Source organism: Proteus sp. G2675, from assembly GCF_963886535.1.
GTDB lineage: Bacteria > Pseudomonadota > Gammaproteobacteria > Enterobacterales > Enterobacteriaceae > Proteus > Proteus mirabilis.
The window spans coordinates 104,520-123,081 of sequence record NZ_CAWPCB010000038.1; the positions used below are offsets into that span (position 1 = coordinate 104,520).

General features: G+C 40.2%; 21 protein-coding genes. 11 read left to right on the forward strand and 10 right to left on the reverse strand.

Going from position 1 to position 18,562, the window contains the following annotated elements; all coding sequences use genetic code 11:
• Positions 1–10 precede the first annotated feature (10 nt).
• Positions 11–1,498 carry a MocR-like pyridoxine biosynthesis transcription factor PdxR gene (gene pdxR / locus AACQ49_RS13720; RefSeq protein WP_161779103.1) on the reverse strand — a complete coding sequence of 496 codons (1,488 nt, stop codon included), beginning with the start codon at positions 1,496–1,498 and terminating at the stop codon, positions 11–13.
• Positions 1,499–1,626: 128 nt separating this feature from the next.
• Here pdxR and AACQ49_RS13725 point away from each other — a divergent pair, with 128 nt between their 5' ends.
• Positions 1,627–2,085: a GNAT family N-acetyltransferase gene (locus tag AACQ49_RS13725; protein ID WP_124740807.1), complete on the forward strand. Its 459-nt coding sequence runs from the start codon at positions 1,627–1,629 to the stop codon at positions 2,083–2,085.
• A gap of 95 nt (positions 2,086–2,180) precedes the next feature.
• Here AACQ49_RS13725 and AACQ49_RS13730 read toward each other — a convergent pair whose 3' ends face one another.
• Positions 2,181–2,918, reverse strand: a complete 738-nt coding sequence (locus AACQ49_RS13730) for a tetratricopeptide repeat protein (protein ID WP_004249950.1) — start codon at positions 2,916–2,918, stop codon at positions 2,181–2,183.
• Between the two features lie 108 nt (positions 2,919–3,026).
• Here AACQ49_RS13730 and murQ point away from each other — a divergent pair, with 108 nt between their 5' ends.
• A complete protein-coding gene (gene murQ / locus AACQ49_RS13735) occupies positions 3,027–3,926 on the forward strand; it encodes an N-acetylmuramic acid 6-phosphate etherase (RefSeq protein WP_161779104.1) in 900 nt (299 codons plus the stop codon).
• Between the two features lie 299 nt (positions 3,927–4,225).
• Here the strand turns inward: murQ and AACQ49_RS13740 are convergent, their stop codons facing one another.
• From AACQ49_RS13740 to AACQ49_RS13755, 4 genes are all read right to left on the reverse strand, one after another.
• On the reverse strand, positions 4,226–4,540 hold the full coding sequence (locus tag AACQ49_RS13740; RefSeq protein ID WP_161779105.1) for a helix-turn-helix domain-containing protein: 315 nt from the start codon (positions 4,538–4,540) through the stop codon (positions 4,226–4,228).
• Between the two features lie 407 nt (positions 4,541–4,947).
• Entirely contained in the window at positions 4,948–5,331 is a 384-nt protein-coding gene (locus tag AACQ49_RS13745; RefSeq protein WP_004246497.1) for a type II toxin-antitoxin system death-on-curing family toxin, read from the reverse strand.
• Positions 5,328–5,549 carry a type II toxin-antitoxin system Phd/YefM family antitoxin gene (locus AACQ49_RS13750; RefSeq protein WP_004246496.1) on the reverse strand — a complete coding sequence of 74 codons (222 nt, stop codon included), beginning with the start codon at positions 5,547–5,549 and terminating at the stop codon, positions 5,328–5,330. The genes AACQ49_RS13745 and AACQ49_RS13750 overlap by 4 nt, the downstream gene beginning before the upstream one ends.
• Before the next feature lie 244 nt (positions 5,550–5,793).
• Positions 5,794–6,657, reverse strand: a complete 864-nt coding sequence (locus tag AACQ49_RS13755; RefSeq protein ID WP_004249947.1) for a YicC/YloC family endoribonuclease — start codon at positions 6,655–6,657, stop codon at positions 5,794–5,796.
• Positions 6,658–6,783: 126 nt separating this feature from the next.
• Here AACQ49_RS13755 and rph point away from each other — a divergent pair, with 126 nt between their 5' ends.
• Together rph and pyrE are read left to right on the forward strand one after the other, a co-directional pair.
• Complete coding sequence (rph, locus tag AACQ49_RS13760; protein WP_004249760.1) at positions 6,784–7,500, forward strand: ribonuclease PH; 717 nt, start codon at positions 6,784–6,786, stop codon at positions 7,498–7,500.
• An 81-nt stretch (positions 7,501–7,581) separates the two neighbouring features.
• Positions 7,582–8,226 (forward strand): orotate phosphoribosyltransferase, encoded by a 645-nt coding sequence (pyrE, locus tag AACQ49_RS13765; RefSeq protein WP_161779106.1) that lies wholly within the window; start codon positions 7,582–7,584, stop codon positions 8,224–8,226.
• Positions 8,227–8,544: 318 nt separating this feature from the next.
• Here pyrE and slmA read toward each other — a convergent pair whose 3' ends face one another.
• The 3 genes from slmA to coaBC all read right to left on the reverse strand — a co-directional run bounded on the left by slmA (position 8,545) and on the right by coaBC (position 10,920).
• A complete protein-coding gene (slmA, locus tag AACQ49_RS13770; RefSeq protein WP_004246491.1) occupies positions 8,545–9,150 on the reverse strand; it encodes a nucleoid occlusion factor SlmA in 606 nt (201 codons plus the stop codon).
• A gap of 119 nt (positions 9,151–9,269) precedes the next feature.
• The gene (gene dut, locus AACQ49_RS13775; RefSeq protein ID WP_004246490.1) at positions 9,270–9,728 is read right to left on the reverse strand and encodes a dUTP diphosphatase; all 459 of its coding nucleotides are present in this window, start codon (positions 9,726–9,728) and stop codon (positions 9,270–9,272) included.
• Entirely contained in the window at positions 9,712–10,920 is a 1,209-nt protein-coding gene (gene coaBC / locus AACQ49_RS13780; RefSeq protein WP_049210431.1) for a bifunctional phosphopantothenoylcysteine decarboxylase/phosphopantothenate--cysteine ligase CoaBC, read from the reverse strand. The genes dut and coaBC overlap by 17 nt, the downstream gene beginning before the upstream one ends.
• Before the next feature lie 307 nt (positions 10,921–11,227).
• Between coaBC and radC the strand changes: the two genes are divergently transcribed.
• The 7 genes from radC to AACQ49_RS13815 all read left to right on the forward strand — a co-directional run bounded on the left by radC (position 11,228) and on the right by AACQ49_RS13815 (position 17,264).
• The gene (gene radC / locus AACQ49_RS13785; RefSeq protein ID WP_087740986.1) at positions 11,228–11,899 is read left to right on the forward strand and encodes a RadC family protein; all 672 of its coding nucleotides are present in this window, start codon (positions 11,228–11,230) and stop codon (positions 11,897–11,899) included.
• Between the two features lie 247 nt (positions 11,900–12,146).
• Complete coding sequence (gene rpmB / locus AACQ49_RS13790; RefSeq protein ID WP_004246485.1) at positions 12,147–12,383, forward strand: 50S ribosomal protein L28; 237 nt, start codon at positions 12,147–12,149, stop codon at positions 12,381–12,383.
• Positions 12,384–12,394: 11 nt separating this feature from the next.
• Positions 12,395–12,562, forward strand: coding sequence for a 50S ribosomal protein L33 (rpmG, locus tag AACQ49_RS13795; protein WP_004246483.1), 168 nt, complete (start codon positions 12,395–12,397; stop codon positions 12,560–12,562).
• A gap of 149 nt (positions 12,563–12,711) precedes the next feature.
• Positions 12,712–13,839: a glycosyltransferase family 4 protein gene (locus AACQ49_RS13800; protein WP_004246481.1), complete on the forward strand. Its 1,128-nt coding sequence runs from the start codon at positions 12,712–12,714 to the stop codon at positions 13,837–13,839.
• A 138-nt stretch (positions 13,840–13,977) separates the two neighbouring features.
• Positions 13,978–14,979, forward strand: a complete 1,002-nt coding sequence (locus AACQ49_RS13805) for a glycosyltransferase family 9 protein (RefSeq protein ID WP_161779107.1) — start codon at positions 13,978–13,980, stop codon at positions 14,977–14,979.
• A 3-nt stretch (positions 14,980–14,982) separates the two neighbouring features.
• On the forward strand, positions 14,983–16,089 hold the full coding sequence (locus AACQ49_RS13810) for a glycosyltransferase family 4 protein (protein WP_004246479.1): 1,107 nt from the start codon (positions 14,983–14,985) through the stop codon (positions 16,087–16,089).
• Complete coding sequence (locus AACQ49_RS13815) at positions 16,086–17,264, forward strand: glycosyltransferase family 4 protein (RefSeq protein WP_004249939.1); 1,179 nt, start codon at positions 16,086–16,088, stop codon at positions 17,262–17,264. The genes AACQ49_RS13810 and AACQ49_RS13815 overlap by 4 nt, the downstream gene beginning before the upstream one ends.
• On the opposite strand, the gene rfaL is transcribed toward AACQ49_RS13815, so the two are convergent.
• On the reverse strand, positions 17,257–18,525 hold the full coding sequence (rfaL, locus tag AACQ49_RS13820) for an O-antigen ligase RfaL (protein ID WP_161779108.1): 1,269 nt from the start codon (positions 18,523–18,525) through the stop codon (positions 17,257–17,259). The two genes, AACQ49_RS13815 and rfaL, sit on opposite strands and share 8 nt — an antisense overlap.
• Positions 18,526–18,562: the final 37 nt, after the last annotated feature.

Genomic DNA, 18,562 nt, shown 5'->3' on the forward strand with positions numbered 1-18,562 from the left:
TAAATGTTATTTATTTAGATAAAGCTTGAGCAAGCAAAATAATATTTTTTTCAATTTCAGAGGGATGGTGTGCGGCATACCCTAATAATATACCCTGTTTAGGATAAGATTGAATACAATAACGCGATAAAGGCTGTATGGCTAACCCAATTTTCCGTCCCTCTTTCACAATATATTCTTCTGTATAACCAGACTGTAACCAGCAGACAATATGGATGCCAGAATCAGTCGGTTCAATACGAAAAATGTGAGAGAGATACTTTTTTATCGTATTGGTTAACGTTAGATAACGTTCATAACAGGCTTTTCTGATCCGTCTAACATGGCGAGCATAATGTCCTTGAGATATAAATAGCGCTAATGTTGCTTGTTCTAAAAAACCAGAATGAGAGTCGGTGTAGTATTTAGCGACTTTAAAGCTGTCAATTAAAGATGGAGGTACCACTAAAAAGCCTAAACGAAATCCTGGGTACATCATTTTTGAAAAGGTTCCGGCATAAATAACCCGCTGATGTTTGTCTAATCCTTGTAGAGCTTGAATGGGTTTAGTGTGATAGCGAAATTCGCTATTGTAATCATCTTCAAAGATCCACATGTTATTGGACGATGCCCACTCTAATAAGGCAATACGACGTGAAAGTGAAAGAGTATTACCCAAAGGGAATTGATGTGAAGGTGTGGTGAAAACTAGTTTTGCTTGCGGGCATTGGTCTATAGCTTGAGAAATATCCATACCGTCACTATCTGAACGAACGGGGTGTATTTTTATACCATACGATGTAAAGATAGCTCGAGCGCTGTCATAACCAGGATCATCTAACCAAGCAGTATCTCCCTCTTGTAATAGCACTCGAGTAGCAAGATTAATCGCTTGCTGTGTGCCATTGACAATGATGACTTGCTCAGGTTGACAGTTAAGTCCACGCGTTGATTGGGCATATTGGCATATCATCTTTTTTAATGGTGTATAGCCTGTTGGCGAGTTAAAGGTTGCGAGTTCTTTTTTGGAGTGTCGCCAAACTCGTCCTAATAATCTTCCCCAAAGCTCATGGGGGAAAAGATCAATACACCCAACACCCACATGAAACATAAAGCGACTATTGGTATTTAGTTGTGATTGTTGCCAAAAAGCATGCATCTTTTGCAAATTAGGATTAAGTGTTCCTAATTCATTATCGATATGCAATGAAGACGTCGGCAGGGGCGTTTTAACCCACTGATTGGAATGAATGCTATCAGGAATGGTATTCGTAACAAAAGTGCCCGACCCGCGACGAGTAAATAAATAGCCTTCATCAATTAAACGTTCAAATCCGGCAATAACAGAATTGCGAGAAATCGACATCATTTCAGCCAATGTGCGACTTGACGGTAGACGGCTACCCGGAGATAGAACGCCTTCTAAAATAGCCTTTCTAACGGCGTAATAGACTTGTGAGCTAATAGACCCTTCTTCTAATACAAGGTTAGGGAAATAAGCTGTTGGTTTCTGTTTCATAAAGTGGATCCTATAAAAACACAAAAAGTGTACCTTATTAAGAGCCAGAATTAAACGTACTATGACAGCAATAACAGGCCGAGTGATATCTTTTTATCGCGTTGATGAGAGTAGAAGGAAGTAAATAAATGAGCACAATATCGATGGCAGTTTCCGTTCAACTTATTGAGCAAGAGCATTATGCTCAATGGTTACCATATTGGTTAAGTTATCAGGAATTTTATAACGTTGAATTATCAGAAGAGATAACATTAAAAACATGGGCGCGCTTTTTTGATGAGAAAGAGCTGATTTACTGTGCTGTTGCAACAGATGGCAAAAAAATACTGGGTTTTGTTCATTATCTTTTTCATCGTTCAACTTGGGCTGAAAGTGATTTTTGTTACCTCGAAGATTTGTTTGTTTCACCTGAAGCTCGTGGTTGTCATGTGGGGAAAAAATTAATCGATTTTGTAAATCAACAGGCTAAACAACGTAATTGTGCTCGTTTGTACTGGCATACACAGGAAACCAATTTACGGGGTCAACGTCTGTATGATTGGGTGGCTGAAAAACCAGGTGTAATTGAATACCGTATGGCGTTGTAAAAAATAGGTGTCACGTCGAGATGAATAGAAAAGAGATGATATAAGCATAACCATCCCTTTTCTGAGCTAGGGGCATTTATTAGCTTTAATTTCGGTTAATTTAATTCTGGTTGGCAATAAAATTCATTGCCAACTTTTCTCGCTTCTTCACAGGCTTGTTTCATAAATGCATCTGCTTTTTGTTTGTTGGGCTCGATAATATGATATTGACCTGAGAACATAAAAGAGGCCATTGCTTGAGCAAATCCTTCAAATGTCATTTCATTGGCTTGTGCAAATAATTTATTGGTTTTTTCCATATCGACAGGAATATTACCTATACCACTATATAAAATACCTAACCAAATGGGGGCATAAACAAGTTCTTGTTGATGCGCTTGTGTGGCTTCTTCAAGTAATACCATCGCTTGCTGATAATCTACTTCACCAGATAAAGGAGCAATAAGCGCGGTTGCTAAGCTGATTTTTCCTCTCATGCTTCCTTTATTAACGGCAGTGGTGGCTAACTCTTTTGCTTCGACATAATAGCTTTTAAAATAAGGGTCGGCATTAAAGAGGTAAATGTCAGCAAGGAGCGCATAGGCATCGGCATAGCCACTTTTTATTGCTTCATTTGCCCACAGCTGTGCATTTAGCAGGTTTTTTTCTACGCCATCCCCCAGTAAATACATTTCGGCTAACTGATATTGAGCGAGTGCATTATGGTTTAGTGCTTCTTTGCGGGTATCTTCAAATAATTTTTTATCTTGCTCTTCGAAATTAGCGTGTAAAGAAAATGAGCAAAAAAGTGTTATTAGACTGATAAAGGTCGAAATAGATTTAATAAATGTCATGTAGAGTACCGTTTATAATGATTTTGAAAATATTACCAATAATAGTGGTATAAAAGCAGTTAATTTCTTTGTCTTAATCAAATAATTAATAATATTTGGAGAGTAATAATGGCTATTGACCTTAGCAATCTTGTCACGGAAAGTCGCAATCATCACAGTGAACATATTGATACACTTTCAACACTTGAAATGCTAAAAGTCATTAATAATGAAGATAAAAAAGTGCCTTTTGCGGTTGAAGCCACATTACCCCATATTGCACGGCTGGTGGATAAGGTCGTAACAGCATTTTCTCAAGGTGGTCGATTAATTTATTGCGGTGCAGGTACTTCTGGTCGTTTGGGAATTTTAGATGCCAGTGAATGTCCTCCAACCTATGGAACCCCCCATGATATGGTGATTGGCTTAATTGCCGGGGGACACAAAGCCATTTTACAAGCGGTTGAAAATGCAGAAGATAATGTCCAATTGGGGGCAGAGGATTTACGCCAGCTTAATTTTAATGCTAAGGATGTACTAGTTGGGATTGCAGCCAGTGGTCGAACGCCTTATGTGATTGGCGCATTAGAATATGCACGCTCACTAGGTGCGGTGACCGGGGCAATTAGTTGTAATCCTGATAGTTCCATAGCGCAACGTGCCGATATTGCCATTACGCCGATTGTGGGGCCTGAAGTGGTAACTGGCTCATCACGTATGAAAGCAGGCACAGCACAAAAACTGGTATTAAATATGATAACCACAGGTGCCATGATAAAGATGGGTAAAGTGTTTGGTAATTTAATGGTGGATGTTGAAGCCACTAATGCCAAATTAATTGAGCGCCAAATTCGTATTGTGATGCAAGCAACAGAGTGTGATCGAGCTACTGCTGAACACGCACTAGCACAATGCCAACGTCATTGTAAAACAGCGATTTTGATGATTTTAGCCGGCGTAGATGCACAACAAGCAACACAGTTGTTGGCGCAAAATAAAGGGTTTATTAGACAAGCTCTAGCGAAATGATAGCGTTACAGATTTGCTTTTAAACGGAATGATAAATGCTATCTTCGCATTGGTGAGTGATCCGTCGCAATGTTAATAAGCGAAAATTCAATATGTCACTACCTTGTCATATTTGGTATGAAATATTGAAAGGAGCCTTTATTTTATGTCCATGTTTATAGAAATAAGCGCAATATAAATAAACTAAAGCTGAAATGTTCTTTGCCTCTAATTTCTGATGATCGTAATGTACCAACTAATACAGGGTCAGTTGATTCAGTCCAATCAGCATAAACGTAGATTTCCATAATGCGATACCCTTATTTTTTTTTCAGCAATTGGATGTCTTGCAGCTTTCTTCCCAATTCGTCATCAAAGGCAACTTTGGTTAAGTCTTCTAAGAGGCCTAAGGAGGCTAATATGTTGACATAGTGACCAAGCGAAACGGAAGGATCGCCTTTTAGGATTTTTCGTAACGTTGGTTTAGACAATCCTGTTCGATTATGCATCATTTCTTGGGTAATACCACGTCGCTTCATTGCTAGAGTTAAGTTCTCGCCCAAAATGCTTAACACCTTTTTATGTTTTGGAAAAACGACAGCAGTGCGCTTTGTTGTTGATTCGATGGTATTCATAGTGAAACTATATTTTCTTAAATCTTCAGTTAGTGAAAGTATAGCTTCACTTTTGGCTTTGAGTAAAGTGACTGTTCGATATTCTCAAACAGATTAAAGAGAAATAATACTTTCATTTTTAATCGAATAAGGAAATTATAGTTTCACTTTTACCCAGTTGCGTCGTAAAATCAAGTTACTTCAGAAATCAGTGCTGGAGAGGCTTTTTTGCTGAATGTGTACATTGTAAAAATTAAGTTTTCAGTGGACTGGGATTGGGAGGTATTGAGAGGTAAAGTTGTTAGCTGTCCTTAATGCGGTAAAACTAATTATAGCTATCTCATTTTAGGGGATAGTGGGCTATGCCACCTTGTCATATTTGGTATGAAATATTGAAAGGGGCCTTTATTTTGCTAATGAAAACTATTTTAGTTAGTTTTCTCTACCAAGTTTTGTAGATGTTTTGCTAACTGGTCGACGGTTTTCTCACCTGTAGCTGCTTCTACTGTTAAGTTTTCCAGCATATTGCCAGTATCGCGGATCCTGATGCCATTACGATAGAGAAATGTCATGGTCACAAAAAATGCGGTACGTTTATTACCGTCATTAAATATGTGCCCTCGAGCGATAGCGACCCAATAAGTTGCTGCCAGTTCAAACACATCTGTAATGCCTTCATAATGTTTACGGTTTTGCACCCGGTAAATAAGAGCTTCCGCTCTGCCAGGATCGGACATACCGGCCACACCTGGGAAACGTTGTAATATACGATCATGGAAAGCGATAACTTCCTGTGCGCTAACCCATATCATCGATTTGTCAGTGCCTCTACGGTATGTCCATGACGTTGCATCATCATATCAAACTCTGCATCTAGCTTAGCATTCTGGTATGACTCAAATTCAGTTTTACTGATAACAACCGCTGAACAACCGTCTCTGCGGGTGATTTCAACAGGTTCACCGTGGGTCGCAATATCTAATACTTCTGAGATATTGGCTCGGGCTTGTGTCGAGGTATATGTACGCATAATATTTCTCCTATAATGTACATCTTAAGTGTACATTTTAAATAATAAATATGCAATTGTACTCAGTGATCAGAGATAACTATTTGTTGATGTAGTTTATACAAGCTTTTTAAACTCGTCCAAATTCTCTTGCGCTTTTATTTAGTGATATCAAAATATGACTTAAGTAACTTAAAAAGCCAGCATTTACACTGGCTTACTGCGTTGGGTGATGTCGTGAGACTGAATAAATATAAGCGATAATTTACTCAATATTCTGGATCTGCTCACGCATCTGTTCAATTAATACTTTTAATTCAATAGCGGAATTGGTGACATCCGTATTAATTGATTTGGATGCTAGTGTATTGGATTCACGGTTAAACTCCTGCATCATAAAATCAAGGCGACGGCCGACAGCCTCTTTTTTACTGAGAATTTTGCGTGTTTCTTTAACGTGAGCATCTAATCTATCAAGCTCTTCAGCGACATCTAAGCGTTGCGCTAACATCACTAATTCTTGCTCTAAACGATTATTATCAACTTGAACTTGTGCTTCTTCTAATTTGCTGGTTAAGCGCTCACGTTGCCATTGGAGAATTTCTGGCATCTGTGCTCTTACTTTTACGACCTCAGCACTTACGGCATCTAAACGTTGCTCAATCAGCGTTTTGAGTGCTTGACCTTCAGCTTCTCGACTTGCAATAAAGGCATCGATAGCTACATCAAGCTCTGCTAATAGTTCGCTACCAATGGCATCTAAATCTTGCTCTTGGGCTGAGATAACCCCAGGCCAACGTAAAATATCAAATGGGCTGATAGTACCTTCATGACTTTGGCTTTTTACCCAGTTAGCAGAAACAATCAGTTGCCTTGCTAAATTTTCATCCAAAGTCAGTTCACCTTGTGAGTGAGCATTGAGTTCAAAACGCAAGTTACATTCTATTTTACCGCGTGTTAAGCGATTACGTAGACGTTCACGAATAACAGGCTCTAAACTACGTAATTGCTCAGGTAAACGGATATATGTTTCAAGGTAACGTTGATTAACGGAACGCAGTTCCCATGCGGCGCTACCCCACTCTTTTTTGATATCTCGACGAGCGAAAGCGGTCATACTACGGATCATAATAGGGTCTCAATATTGTAAATGATGTAACGATTATAACCCTAGGTATCAACACAAGGATAGGCATAAGCCGTTTTAGGTCGTATAATGCGCCCCCAATATGTCAGAGAAAGCGGAGATAACACCATGCGTCCAGCAGACAGACAAGCAGACCAAGTACGTCCGATTACCATTACTCGTCACTATACAAAACATGCTGAAGGTTCTGTATTAGTTGAATTTGGTGATACCAAAGTCTTGTGTAATGCCACTGTAGAAGAGGGTGTACCTCGTTTTCTTAAAGGACAAGGGCAAGGCTGGGTGACTGCAGAATATGGCATGCTTCCTCGCGCCACAAACAGCCGTAATGCTCGTGAAGCTGCTCGCGGTAAACAAACTGGTCGCACAATGGAAATCCAACGTTTAATCGCTCGCTCACTACGTGCCGCTGTGGATTTAAAGGCCTTGGGTGAATTTACTATCACGGTTGATTGTGATGTTATTCAAGCCGATGGTGGTACTCGCACCGCCTCTATTTCTGGTGCTTGTGTCGCGTTAGTGGATGCTTTAAATAAAATGGTTACAGAAGGTAAGCTGAAAAAGAGCCCTCTTAAATCAATGGTAGCCGCTGTTTCTGTGGGTATTGTTGATGGTCAACCATTATGCGATTTGGAATATGTCGAAGATTCCGCAGCCGAAACGGATATGAATGTGGTGATGATCGATGATGGCCGTATGATTGAAGTACAGGGTACGGCAGAAGGTGCACCATTTAGTCATGAAGAGTTACTTGCTTTACTCGCCCTTGCGAAAGGGGGATTAGAAAAGATATTTGAAGCGCAAAAAGAGGCGCTGAAGCAATAAATTCTATTTTTTAAGGCGACTGAAAAGTCGCTTTTTTTATGTCTAAAATCTGTCATTAAGCAATCTTAATAGGAGAAAAAAATGAAAGCCTACCAGCGCCACTTTATCGAACTTGCATTAGCAAAAAATGTATTAAAATTTGGTGAGTTTACGCTGAAATCAGGTCGTGTTAGTCCTTACTTTTTTAATGCAGGTTTATTTAATACTGGGCGTGACTTGGCTTTATTGGGACAGTTTTATGCACAAACATTAATAGATAATCATGTGCCTTGTGATGTGCTGTTTGGACCGGCTTATAAAGGTATTCCCATCGCGACAACGACCGCAGTGGCCTTAGTTGAACATCATGATATGGATGTTCCTTACTGCTTTAATCGTAAAGAAGCTAAAGATCATGGTGAAGAAGGGACATTAGTCGGCAGTCCATTAACAGGGAATGTGGTGATTGTTGATGATGTTATTACCGCTGGAACGGCTATTCGTGAATCGATGGAAATAATCAAACAACATGATGCGACGCTGTCAGGGGTATTGCTTAGTTTAGATAGACAAGAAAAAGGGCGTGGTTCGCTTTCTGCAATACAAGAATTAGAGCGCGATTATCAATGCCAAGTTTATTCAATTATTACTTTGGATGATTTAATTAGCTACTTAACTGAAAGTGAGACATTATCGGCACATTTGCCAGCAGTAAAAGCCTATCGTGAACGTTATGGCATTAATTAAAAAAGCAAAAATACAATAAAATCGCTCAATAGCTGTAAAAAAAAGCCCTCGCCCAATAATGGGCGGGGTGAGTAGTACAATGAATTTTCTGCGATAATTATCACAGATATTGAAAGATAAAAAGGACTTTTACAGTAGGGACAAGGCGCGTTGCCACTGCCACAGATTGGGGATCGCTTAGTGCCATTCCCAGTAAATCTATTTAGATACTCTGATATCAATAGAGCGCATGTTAACACAAATAAGAAAAAAACGGCATATATGTCATTTTCAAATTATTGAGTTAAGTCACGAGTCCACTCTTTCATTGTTACTTACTCACTGTAATTGTGCCTGAATTAATGGCCAACGTGCTTCAAATTCCTGTGTAGGATGATAACGAAATTCCGTACGTACAAAACGTGCTAGCATACCTTCACAAAACGCAAGCAGTTGTGAAGCGAGTAGTGCTTCATCATGTAAAAAGGCACTTCCTTCGCGAATTTTACGCTCTTTAATCACTTGGCGAAGTTGTACTTCAATTCGCTCATACAATTGGTTAATGCGCCCTTGTAATCTATCTTGCTCAAACATTAATGCGTGTCCGGTAAGAATGCGAGATAGCCCAGGGTTTTTCTCTGCAAAGCCAAGGATCAAGATAAGAATAAGGCGAATGCGTGCGATAGTTTCTTTCTCATCTTTTAAAATCAGGTTGATACGCGAAACTAAGCTATCTTCGATAAACTCAATTAGGCTATCAAACATCTTTGTTTTACTGGGGAAATGTCGATAAAGTGCTGCTTCAGATACCCCAACGGTAGCCGCTAATTTGGCTGTAGTAATACGTTGACTACCATCACTAGACTCCAACATTTGAGCGAGCGATTGTAGTATTTCATCCCGTCTATTTCTGCGTTTCTTTTTGGTTTCTTTTTCTTCTGCCATGACTGATAAGGCCCCTGCTAAAAGCAAAACAAATCAGTAAACCTTTGCACTAAATAAAAGTGTTAGTGCAAAGGGAGTGATATCGTCATTGATATTAAAATAAATGCAAGACGTCGTGCTTATTGGCGACCAGAGTGTCCAAAACCGCCTGTACCACGCTCTGTTGCCGTAAAATCTTCTACAATATTAAATTCTGCTTGAACAACAGGTACGATAACCATCTGGGCAATACGTTCGCCGGGTTCAATAGTGAATGCTTGTTGACCACGATTCCATACCGATACCATCAGTTGACCTTGATAATCAGAGTCAATTAATCCCACTAAGTTACCGAGTACCACCCCATGTTTATGACCGAGGCCTGAGCGAGGAAGCACCATTGCCGCTAACCCTTCATCAGCAATATGTACAGCAAGACCTGTAGGTAACAGCTCAGTTTGTCCTGGTGCTAATACCAGTGGAGCATCAAGGCAAGCACGTAAATCTAAACCAGCAGAGCCTGTTGTTGCATACGCAGGGAGTGGATACTCTTGTCCAATTCGTGGATCAAGGATTTTAACGTCAATTTTTTTCATCATAATGTTTGGCTATCTCGTCAAGTAGGCGATGACTCAGTTGCGTTTTACTACTATGTGGTAAACGCGTTTCTCCATTTGCCCAGATAAGGTGTAATGCGTTGTTATCACTATTAAAACCAGCATCTTTTAGTGATACATCATTAGCACAGATTAAATCGAGTTGTTTTTGTTCTCGTTTACGGCGGGCATATTCTTCCACATTCTGGGTTTCGGCTGCAAATCCGACAACAAATGGGCGATGCTCAACCATTTTTCCGACACTGGCAACAATATCGGGGTTTTTTATCATAGTTATCGTTACTTCATCACCTTGTTTTTTAATTTTTTCAGGGGCAACCTGTTTGGCTCGATAATCGGCAACGGCAGCACAACCAATAAAAATATCTTGGGATGGCGCAATATTCATCACTTGTTGATACATCTCTTGGGCACTTTCGACGTCGATACGTTTAACACAAGCAGGTGTCGGCAATGTGACAGGGCCGGCAATGAGTGTCACTTCTGCCCCCCGTTGAGCGGCCGCTTGCGCAATAGCAAAGCCCATTTTTCCTGAGCTATGGTTGCTGATAAAGCGTACTGGATCTAAGGCTTCACGTGTTGGGCCAGCAGTAATGGTGATTTTTTTACCTTTAAAATCGTGTTGAATCGCAAATTGTTGCTCTGCTAATGCCACCAATTCAAGAGGATCTAACATTCTACCGGGTCCTACATCACCACAGGCTTGGCTACCAGAGTCAGGCCCCCAGATAAGACAACCTCGTTGTGCCAAAGCCGTTAAATTTTCTTGTGTAATCGCCGCACGATACATTTGTTGATTCATCGCTGGGGCAATCGCAATAGGTGCTGCACTGGCTAAACAGAGTGTGGCTAACAGATCGTTTGCCATCCCCATGCGTAAACGAGCAATTAAATCTGCGGTAGCAGGGGCTAATAAAATCAGATCAGCCCATTTTCCTAGTTCGATATGTCCCATTGCGGCTTCTGCGGCAGGATCAAGCAAATCATCCGCAACAGGGAAGCCTGATACCGCTTGTAGCGATAACGGGGTGACAAAGGCATGTGCTGCAGGCGTCATAACGACGCGCACAATAGCGCCTTTATCACGTAAACGACGGACTAGCTCAGGCGCTTTATAGGCCGCAATACCACCACTGATACCCAGAATAATCTTTTTGTCGTGAAGTGTAGTCATGATGAAATGCCTAATTGCATAAATAAATGTCCATAATTTTACCACAAGCTAAGCCAGAGTTAGGCATTCTATGTAATACGATGTTTTATAAAATAAATTATTGTGTATTACCTCGCACAAATTTTATCTGTGGCTTTTTCATTCAACTTGTACAGTTTATAGTAAATTAACTGTATATAACAACAGTTGTTTTATGATGAATATTACATGAAAGATAAAATTAAATAATTGAAAGATAAAATAACAAGATAGGCCAATTATAACGTATTAATGTTTAAATGCTTGGCGAAAAGGGAGAGCACAAAGAATGGAAAACGTAACCATAGAGACACTCTTACCGAGAGAAAAACTGCTGTTGCATGGTGTAGAATCGTTAACGGATGCAGAGTTATTGGCCATTTTTTTACGTACAGGCACCTATGAAAAATCGGTATTAGAATTAGCCGACTTCTTACTTAGAAAGTGTGGTTCTCTCTATCATGTGATTAATGCGAATTATGAAACATTAGGCTGTTTTAAGGGGATAGGTGTGGGTAAATTTACCCAATTACAAGCTATTAATGAGATGGCTCAACGCTTTATTAAAACAAAGTTTATGCATAAAAATATCCTCTCCTCATCCGCAGAAACCAAAAGTTATTTGCAAAAACGACTTAATTGGCGTGATAGAGAAGTATTTGTCGTGCTATTTTTAGATAACCAAAACCAAATGATCGCCTGTGAGGAAATGTTTAAAGGAACGGTGGATCGTGTTGAAGTTCACCCCAGAGAAATTATTCGCCAGTCGATTAAAAAGAACGCTGCATCGATTATTTTAGCCCATAACCATCCTTCAGGTCTGTCTGAGCCAAGTCTTGCCGATAAGCAGATAACAGAAAAAATTTTTACAGCCTGTCAATTAGTCGGTATAAAAGTGCTTGATCACCTTGTGGTAGGGCATGATAACTGTGTTTCTTTTGCTGAACGAGGTTGGTTATAGCCAATATTTTTTAAAATTATTGACAATCTTTATTGTACGGGTCTTGAGCGTTGAGGCCATTGGGCGTATACTACGCCACCTTTGAGGATCTTGGGTTTGGCGAGAAGAGCCTATCTCAGCAAGTTTTTTCTGAGGTGTTTACACAGTTTTTCAATCGTTAAAAGTTGCTGAGATGGGCTCCAAAGCCTGACGAGGCGGCCAAACCTGATACTAAAGCTCGAGCTGATTAGATTTTTGGAGAATAGACATGTCCCGAGTCTGCCAAGTTACCGGCAAGCGTCCTGTGAGTGGAAACAACCGCTCTCACGCATTAAACGCGACTAAACGCCGTTTTCTGCCAAACCTGCACTCTCACCGTTTCTGGGTTGAGTCTGAGAAACGTTTCGTAACTCTGCGTGTATCTGCTAAAGGTATGCGTGTGATCGATAAGAAAGGCATCGAATCTGTATTAGCAGATTTACGTGCCCGTGGTGAGAAGTACTAAGGAGCTGAAAAATGGCTAAAGGTATTCGCGAGAAAATTAAACTCGTTTCTTCTGCTGGTACAGGTCACTTCTATACCACTACGAAGAACAAACGCACTATGCCAGAAAAACTGGAAATGAAAAAATTCGATCCAGTTGTTCGTCAGCATGTGACTTATAAAGAAGCTAAAATTAAATAATTTTAGTTCTCTGAAAAAAAACCCGACCTTAGCGTCGGGTTTTTTGTTATCTGGCTTGCGCTAAGTATAACAAAGTAAAGCTATTATGATCTTTATTGACTCTTTCGTTATACTAGTGCCCTTTTTATCTATCGAGTGAATAGTTGCAGATGAGTAAATCGGTGTTATCTATCTTACATACAGAGTCGTCTTGTGGTTGGGGTGGTCAAGAAATCCGCATTTTGACAGAATCTCAAGGCATGGTGCAAAGAGGGCACCATGTGACACTGGTTTGCTGTCCAAACTCAAAAATTGCCAAAGCAGCCCCTGACTATGGTATTGAGGTTGTCACATTACCGATTGAAAAAAAACGCGGATCTGCACTGATGGCATTGCGTAATTGGTTAAAAGTCCATCGTCAGCAATTTGATGTGATTAATACCCATAGCTCGACAGATGCTTGGTTAGTTGCGCTATCTTGTGCTTCATTACGCCACTCTCCCGCCATAGTACGTACTCGCCATGTATCTACCGATGTATCACGTTCACTGCCCACGCGTTGGCTCTACCTGTCTTCAAGTGCCCATATTGTCACTACCGGTGAAAAATTACGCCAAACCTTACATCAATATAATCGTTTTCCGCTCAGTCAAATGACCTCAGTTCCTACGGGGATCGATTTAGAAAAGTTCTCGCCACAAAATAAACAGCAAGCACGAGAAAAAATAGGTGTGCCTAATAAACCTACATTAGGGATTGTGGCAACAATGCGGGTATGGAAAGGACATAAATACCTAATAGAAGCATGGAAAACATTGCATCTGCAATTTCCTGACTGGCAACTACTTCTCGTCGGAGATGGTCCACAACGTAAAAATTTACAACCGATGGTTAAACTTGCAGGGTTAGAAGAGAGTGTCTTTTTCTTAGGCAACCGCAATGATGTGCCGGATTGCTTAAATGCAATGGATTTATTTGCCTTACCCTCTTTTGGTAACGAAGGGGTGCCACAAGGTATTATGCAAGCGATGGCTTGCGGATTACCGGTGGTATCAACCACAGTAGGTGCAATTAGTGAAGCGGTGATTGATGGTAAAACCGGCTTTACATTGGCACCTAAAGTACAAGAAACCCTAATCAATTACCTTGCTAAATTAATGGCCTCTGATGAGTTACGTCAACAAATGGGGCAAGCGTCATTAGCCCATGCCAAAGCTCAGTTTGGTTTAGATAACATGCTAGATAAAATGGAAAAAATATTTATTAACGCCATTAGCCTTAAAGATAAATCACGATAATTGATATCCAATAAAGTCGCTAAGGGCTAATTATCCTGTATCTGATGTTATATTTTCATTCTGTTTATGAATATTTGTAATGCTTTTTAGTGTATAGTCTGGAAAGTAAATGTATCATTTAAACTAAATAAAAAGTGTATGGATCCAAAAAACATATTGGTTATAGCAATTGCGCGTTTTGGTGATACGTTACTGATCACGCCGGTGATCCACGCACTAAAAGAGCGTTGGCCGAATGCCCGTATTCATGTATTGGCGCATAAACGCAGTGCCTGCATCTTGCAGCACAATCCTGATATTTTTAGTGTTAAGTCTTTCTCGAAAAAGCGCGCCCGTTGGCGAGGATGGTTACCCCATAAACCTTATGATTTAGCTTTGGTATATGGAAATGATCATTCATTAGTGCAGTATGCCCGCCGTCAATCACAACATGTAGTGGCTTTTGCTGAAAATAACCAAAAGCAATCAGACATGACATGGGTGGCTTACCCTAAAGAGTTAATGGTGGCACAAAAAGAGCGTGCTTTATTAATTAATGCGTTAGGAATTTACCCAACCAATTGGCAATTACGCTACTCTATTAGTTCAGAAGAAAAGCAATTTGCCCAACAGTTTATAGAGAGTAATGCATTAATTAATAAGCACATTATTGGCTTACAATTACAAAGTTTTCCTGCCAAAGCTTACCGCGATTGGCCTATAGAACACTTTTTGCAGTTAGCCAAACAGATAATGACTCATGACGAGCAGGCCTATTTTCTGTTATTAGGTGGGAAAGAGAGCCAACAAGTCGCCATTGAACTGGCGAAAAAAATAGGTACTGAGCATTGTTTGGCATTAGCAGGGCAAGTTTCTATGCGCGAAAATGCTGCCATTATGGCGCATTTGTCGCTCTATATCGGGGTTGATACAGGGCCGACGCATTTAGCTGGCGCGTTAGGTATTCCGATGGTAGCCATGTATCACAGCTATCATCCCGGATGTTATTTAGCGCCATTACAACATTCATGTTGTCATATTATCCAACATCCTATTGCGTTAGCCGATGCAAGTCGTGAAGATAGTATGTCTGATATTTCTGTCGCCAATGTTTGGCATGCCGTTAGCGATATTTTAAATGGAATAAAGGTGAAACAGTAACTCATGAAGATTGGCTTAATTGATGTCACAATCACAATGTCTTATGGTGGGATCCAAACCGCAGTATGGGAGCTTGCCAAACAGTTACATGATGCGGGACATGAGGTACATCTTTATGGGGGCAATGGTGATGTCAGGCATGAACTAGCAGGCCGACAAATTCATATTCATACCTATCCTTATACACCAAGAGAGAAAGTTATCGATCTCGGTGGTCGTTTTCGTCGTATTGTTGAACGTTATAGTTTTGCTCGCTATGCTAAACAAGATGTTATTCGACAAAATTTTGATTGGGTTATTTTAACTAAGCCGTTTGATTTCTTTTGGCCTGCAATGATGCCCAAATCTTGCTCGACACGTTTTTGTTATATGAGTGGTGGCACCAGCTTTTTTAAAGGTGATCGTAAACTGGCGAAAAAAATCTCTGCTTGGGTTGCGTGTAGCCATTTTAATGCTTGGCAAATTCAGCAGCATTTTAAACAATTTCCTGCGGTTATCTATAATGGTGTTGATATGGCAAAGTTTAAGCCTATGACAACATCTCTGCGCCAACAGCTCGGGGTGAGTGATCCTACGTTTTTATTGGCATTTGCGGGGCGTGTAGTCGGTTGGAAAGGCTTAAGTGTTGCTATTGATGCAATAGCCCAATTGCGAGATGAAGACGTTAAGTTACTGATCATCGGCGCGGGTGATGCGCTGGAACAATTAAAAAATAAAGCGATGGTAAAAGGTGTTGCTGAACAAGTTATTTTTCATCAACCTGTTGAGCATGCAATGTTACCTGAGTTTTATGCCGCTTGTGATGCAGGGGTTTTCCCGAGTATCGGCGATGAAGCATTTGGGATCACCATTGCAGAAGCAATGGCATGCGGAAAACCGGTGATTGCCAGCTATATCGGCGGTATTCCTGAGGTGGTAGGCAATGAGCAAAGTGCAGGATTATTGGTAACCCCAGGTGATGTAACCGCGATGGTGAAAGCCATCAACCATCTTCGGGCATTGCCGGATAGAGGTAAAGCGATGGGTGAAAATGCACGCCAACGCATTGCTTCTCACTATACTTGGCAACATTCAGCACAACGATTACTACAGGCATTAAAAACAGAATGATGAAAATCGCCTATCTTGATCCTTATCCCGTTCCCGATTTGCGTGTGGCTTCATTGCAAATATTGCAAAACGTTGATGCGTTTGCCCGTGCCGGTGCACAAGTGACGCTAGTCACCCCCAAAGGACAGTATCGAGATAGCGATATTCTCGGGCGTGATATTCATAGCAATGCGCGGTTAATTGCGCTAAGAGATATCAGACGTAAATGGTATTTTCCCTTTAATTCTCAAAAGCTATTTTCATTACAAATTGCACGTTGGTTAAAACAACACCCTGTTGATGCACTATTTACGCGTAATTTAAAACTGGCCTGTTATCTGGCTGAGAACCATGCAGATATTCCGCTTTTTTTCGAAAGCCATGAGATTTTTGCGCAATCTTTTGCAGAGTCGCACTCTTTTGAAACGAAAAAAAATCGCCTGAAATACCATAAACTACTAAAAATGGAGAAGTTGGTATACAGTCGCGCAACGGCAGTATTTGTGCTGACCTCGCTGTTAAGGGACGATATTATTTCGCAATATCAAGTAACCACGCCTATTACTATTGTACCCGATGGGGTGGATTTATATGCCGCAGATAGCAACAAAGATAGCCATAGAGATATAACCGCTACGACCAATAATGTAACAGAGGTACTTTATCTAGGTAGTTTGCATAAATGGAAAGGGATCCCCACCATGATGCGAGCGATGAAATATCTGGATAACGCTAGACTGAATATTGCTGGTGGAACGGCTGAGCAAATTAAAGGGCTGCAATTGCTTGCTAAGGAGATGGATGTAAAAGAGAAAGTTAACTTTCTTGGTTTTATCGATCCTAAACAACGCTTTCAGGCGATTGCTCAACATGATATTTGTGTGCTGCCTTTAACCTTAACCAGTATCGGTAGTCGCTACACCTCTCCGTTAAAACTGTTTGAATATATGGCGATGAGAAAACCGGTGGTTATTTCAGATTTTCCATCAATTCGTGATGTGGTGGATGAAAAAGCGGTGAGTTTTGCTGATAGTGGTGATGCGCAGAGTTTTGCCCAACAAATTAAATTACTAAGAGAAGAGCCACAACGTACCAGTGAGAAAATCAATCACGCCCGCTCATTAGTTGAAAATTATTACAACTGGGATAAACGGGCAGAGACGATTTTACATACCATCAATAAACTGATTAGCTAACGGATTTATCTTCTTGGGTCGGTGTCGCTGAGGGCTGATTTAATAATGAATAGCGCAATGCTAACATTAACCCTAATAAAATACCCACTTGATTAATATAGGCATTTTCAAATAATCCACGCAGTACATAAACCCCTAAAAACGATATTAATAACACCAGCGCTGCTTGGCGAATAATTCCCTGATTTTTGCGGATCAATTGAATACCTTGAGCGATAAAAGACGCGCAAAAATAGAGTAGACTTATTAACCCCAAAATACCGCCGGCAAACCAGAAAGCTAAAAATACATTATGGGGACCAATGGATTTTTTAAATACCCAGTTTTTATGCTGTTTTACTTGCTGATTATAAACATTATGGTAAAGCTGATTACCATAACCATAGCCTTTAATAGGTTGTGCTAAGATCAAATCTAAGGCTGAGCCTTGGGTACCACCATCAAATCTTAGTCCGCTATTGGTTTGCGATAGTTTATGTTTAAGTTTGGCGTTAATAAATTGGTTATTAGGTAATTGTGTTACACCGAAAAAGAGTGCAACGCAGATACCCATGCTGAGTAAAGTAAATATCCACTGGCGATTAATGATTAAGATAAGTAATGTACTAATCGCTAATGCGACCCAAGCCCCGCGTGCTAATGTCCCTAAGATTGCAAATAAAAATAATAGGCTAACCACACTTAATAAAAGCCAATTAATTATTGAATAATTTTTTTTCAATGCCCATAAGGCCAATATAATAGGAAAGAAAAATAGCAGAGCATAAGAGATTTCTCTATGCGCTAATTGACTTTTTTTTGTAAAAGGCAAAATATTTTGCTGATATTCCAAATAATACTGCGCCAACTCCTTTGCCATAATCACCAATAACCCCATGGCGAATGACACCATCACCATCTTTGCAATTGCCGTAGGTGTTTCTTTATACAATACAATGGGAAACGCAATAGCAAAGAGCAGTAAGCCATTTAAAATCGGCTTATTCATCTCTTTTAGACTCAGTGCGGGCTCTACGGAAATCACGACTGAATAGCCAATGGCGAGCAATAAAAAAAACAGCGCATAGGCGAGATTATTTTTAAAAATCTGACCAATAGTGCGAAAATCACGCACTAGATACCAAAGTGCCGTTGCACCAATTAGCCCCATCACTATATTTTTATAGCGAGTGATATCGGGTAAGTAGATCAATATAATGTAAAGTCCAATAATGGATAAATTCCATAAAGATTTTTTACTATCGTCTTTAAACAACATCATAATAAGCTACCACTGTCCTTTATGTTATATTGCTCTA

Excerpts from the sequence above, each read along its gene's own strand:
- pdxR (WP_161779103.1), bottom strand. The coding sequence starts at position 1,498 with ATGAAACAGAAACCAACAGCTTATTTCCCTAACCTTGTATTAGAAGAA.
- AACQ49_RS13725 (WP_124740807.1), top strand. The coding sequence starts at position 1,627 with ATGAGCACAATATCGATGGCAGTTTCCGTTCAACTTATTGAGCAAGAG.
- AACQ49_RS13730 (WP_004249950.1), bottom strand. The coding sequence starts at position 2,918 with ATGACATTTATTAAATCTATTTCGACCTTTATCAGTCTAATAACACTT.
- murQ (WP_161779104.1), top strand. The coding sequence starts at position 3,027 with ATGGCTATTGACCTTAGCAATCTTGTCACGGAAAGTCGCAATCATCAC.
- AACQ49_RS13740 (WP_161779105.1), bottom strand. The coding sequence starts at position 4,540 with ATGAATACCATCGAATCAACAACAAAGCGCACTGCTGTCGTTTTTCCA.
- AACQ49_RS13745 (WP_004246497.1), bottom strand. The coding sequence starts at position 5,331 with ATGATATGGGTTAGCGCACAGGAAGTTATCGCTTTCCATGATCGTATA.
- AACQ49_RS13750 (WP_004246496.1), bottom strand. The coding sequence starts at position 5,549 with ATGCGTACATATACCTCGACACAAGCCCGAGCCAATATCTCAGAAGTA.
- AACQ49_RS13755 (WP_004249947.1), bottom strand. The coding sequence starts at position 6,657 with ATGATCCGTAGTATGACCGCTTTCGCTCGTCGAGATATCAAAAAAGAG.
- rph (WP_004249760.1), top strand. The coding sequence starts at position 6,784 with ATGCGTCCAGCAGACAGACAAGCAGACCAAGTACGTCCGATTACCATT.
- pyrE (WP_161779106.1), top strand. The coding sequence starts at position 7,582 with ATGAAAGCCTACCAGCGCCACTTTATCGAACTTGCATTAGCAAAAAAT.
- slmA (WP_004246491.1), bottom strand. The coding sequence starts at position 9,150 with ATGGCAGAAGAAAAAGAAACCAAAAAGAAACGCAGAAATAGACGGGAT.
- dut (WP_004246490.1), bottom strand. The coding sequence starts at position 9,728 with ATGATGAAAAAAATTGACGTTAAAATCCTTGATCCACGAATTGGACAA.
- coaBC (WP_049210431.1), bottom strand. The coding sequence starts at position 10,920 with ATGACTACACTTCACGACAAAAAGATTATTCTGGGTATCAGTGGTGGT.
- radC (WP_087740986.1), top strand. The coding sequence starts at position 11,228 with ATGGAAAACGTAACCATAGAGACACTCTTACCGAGAGAAAAACTGCTG.
- rpmB (WP_004246485.1), top strand. The coding sequence starts at position 12,147 with ATGTCCCGAGTCTGCCAAGTTACCGGCAAGCGTCCTGTGAGTGGAAAC.
- rpmG (WP_004246483.1), top strand. The coding sequence starts at position 12,395 with ATGGCTAAAGGTATTCGCGAGAAAATTAAACTCGTTTCTTCTGCTGGT.
- AACQ49_RS13800 (WP_004246481.1), top strand. The coding sequence starts at position 12,712 with ATGAGTAAATCGGTGTTATCTATCTTACATACAGAGTCGTCTTGTGGT.
- AACQ49_RS13805 (WP_161779107.1), top strand. The coding sequence starts at position 13,978 with ATGGATCCAAAAAACATATTGGTTATAGCAATTGCGCGTTTTGGTGAT.
- AACQ49_RS13810 (WP_004246479.1), top strand. The coding sequence starts at position 14,983 with ATGAAGATTGGCTTAATTGATGTCACAATCACAATGTCTTATGGTGGG.
- AACQ49_RS13815 (WP_004249939.1), top strand. The coding sequence starts at position 16,086 with ATGATGAAAATCGCCTATCTTGATCCTTATCCCGTTCCCGATTTGCGT.
- rfaL (WP_161779108.1), bottom strand. The coding sequence starts at position 18,525 with ATGATGTTGTTTAAAGACGATAGTAAAAAATCTTTATGGAATTTATCC.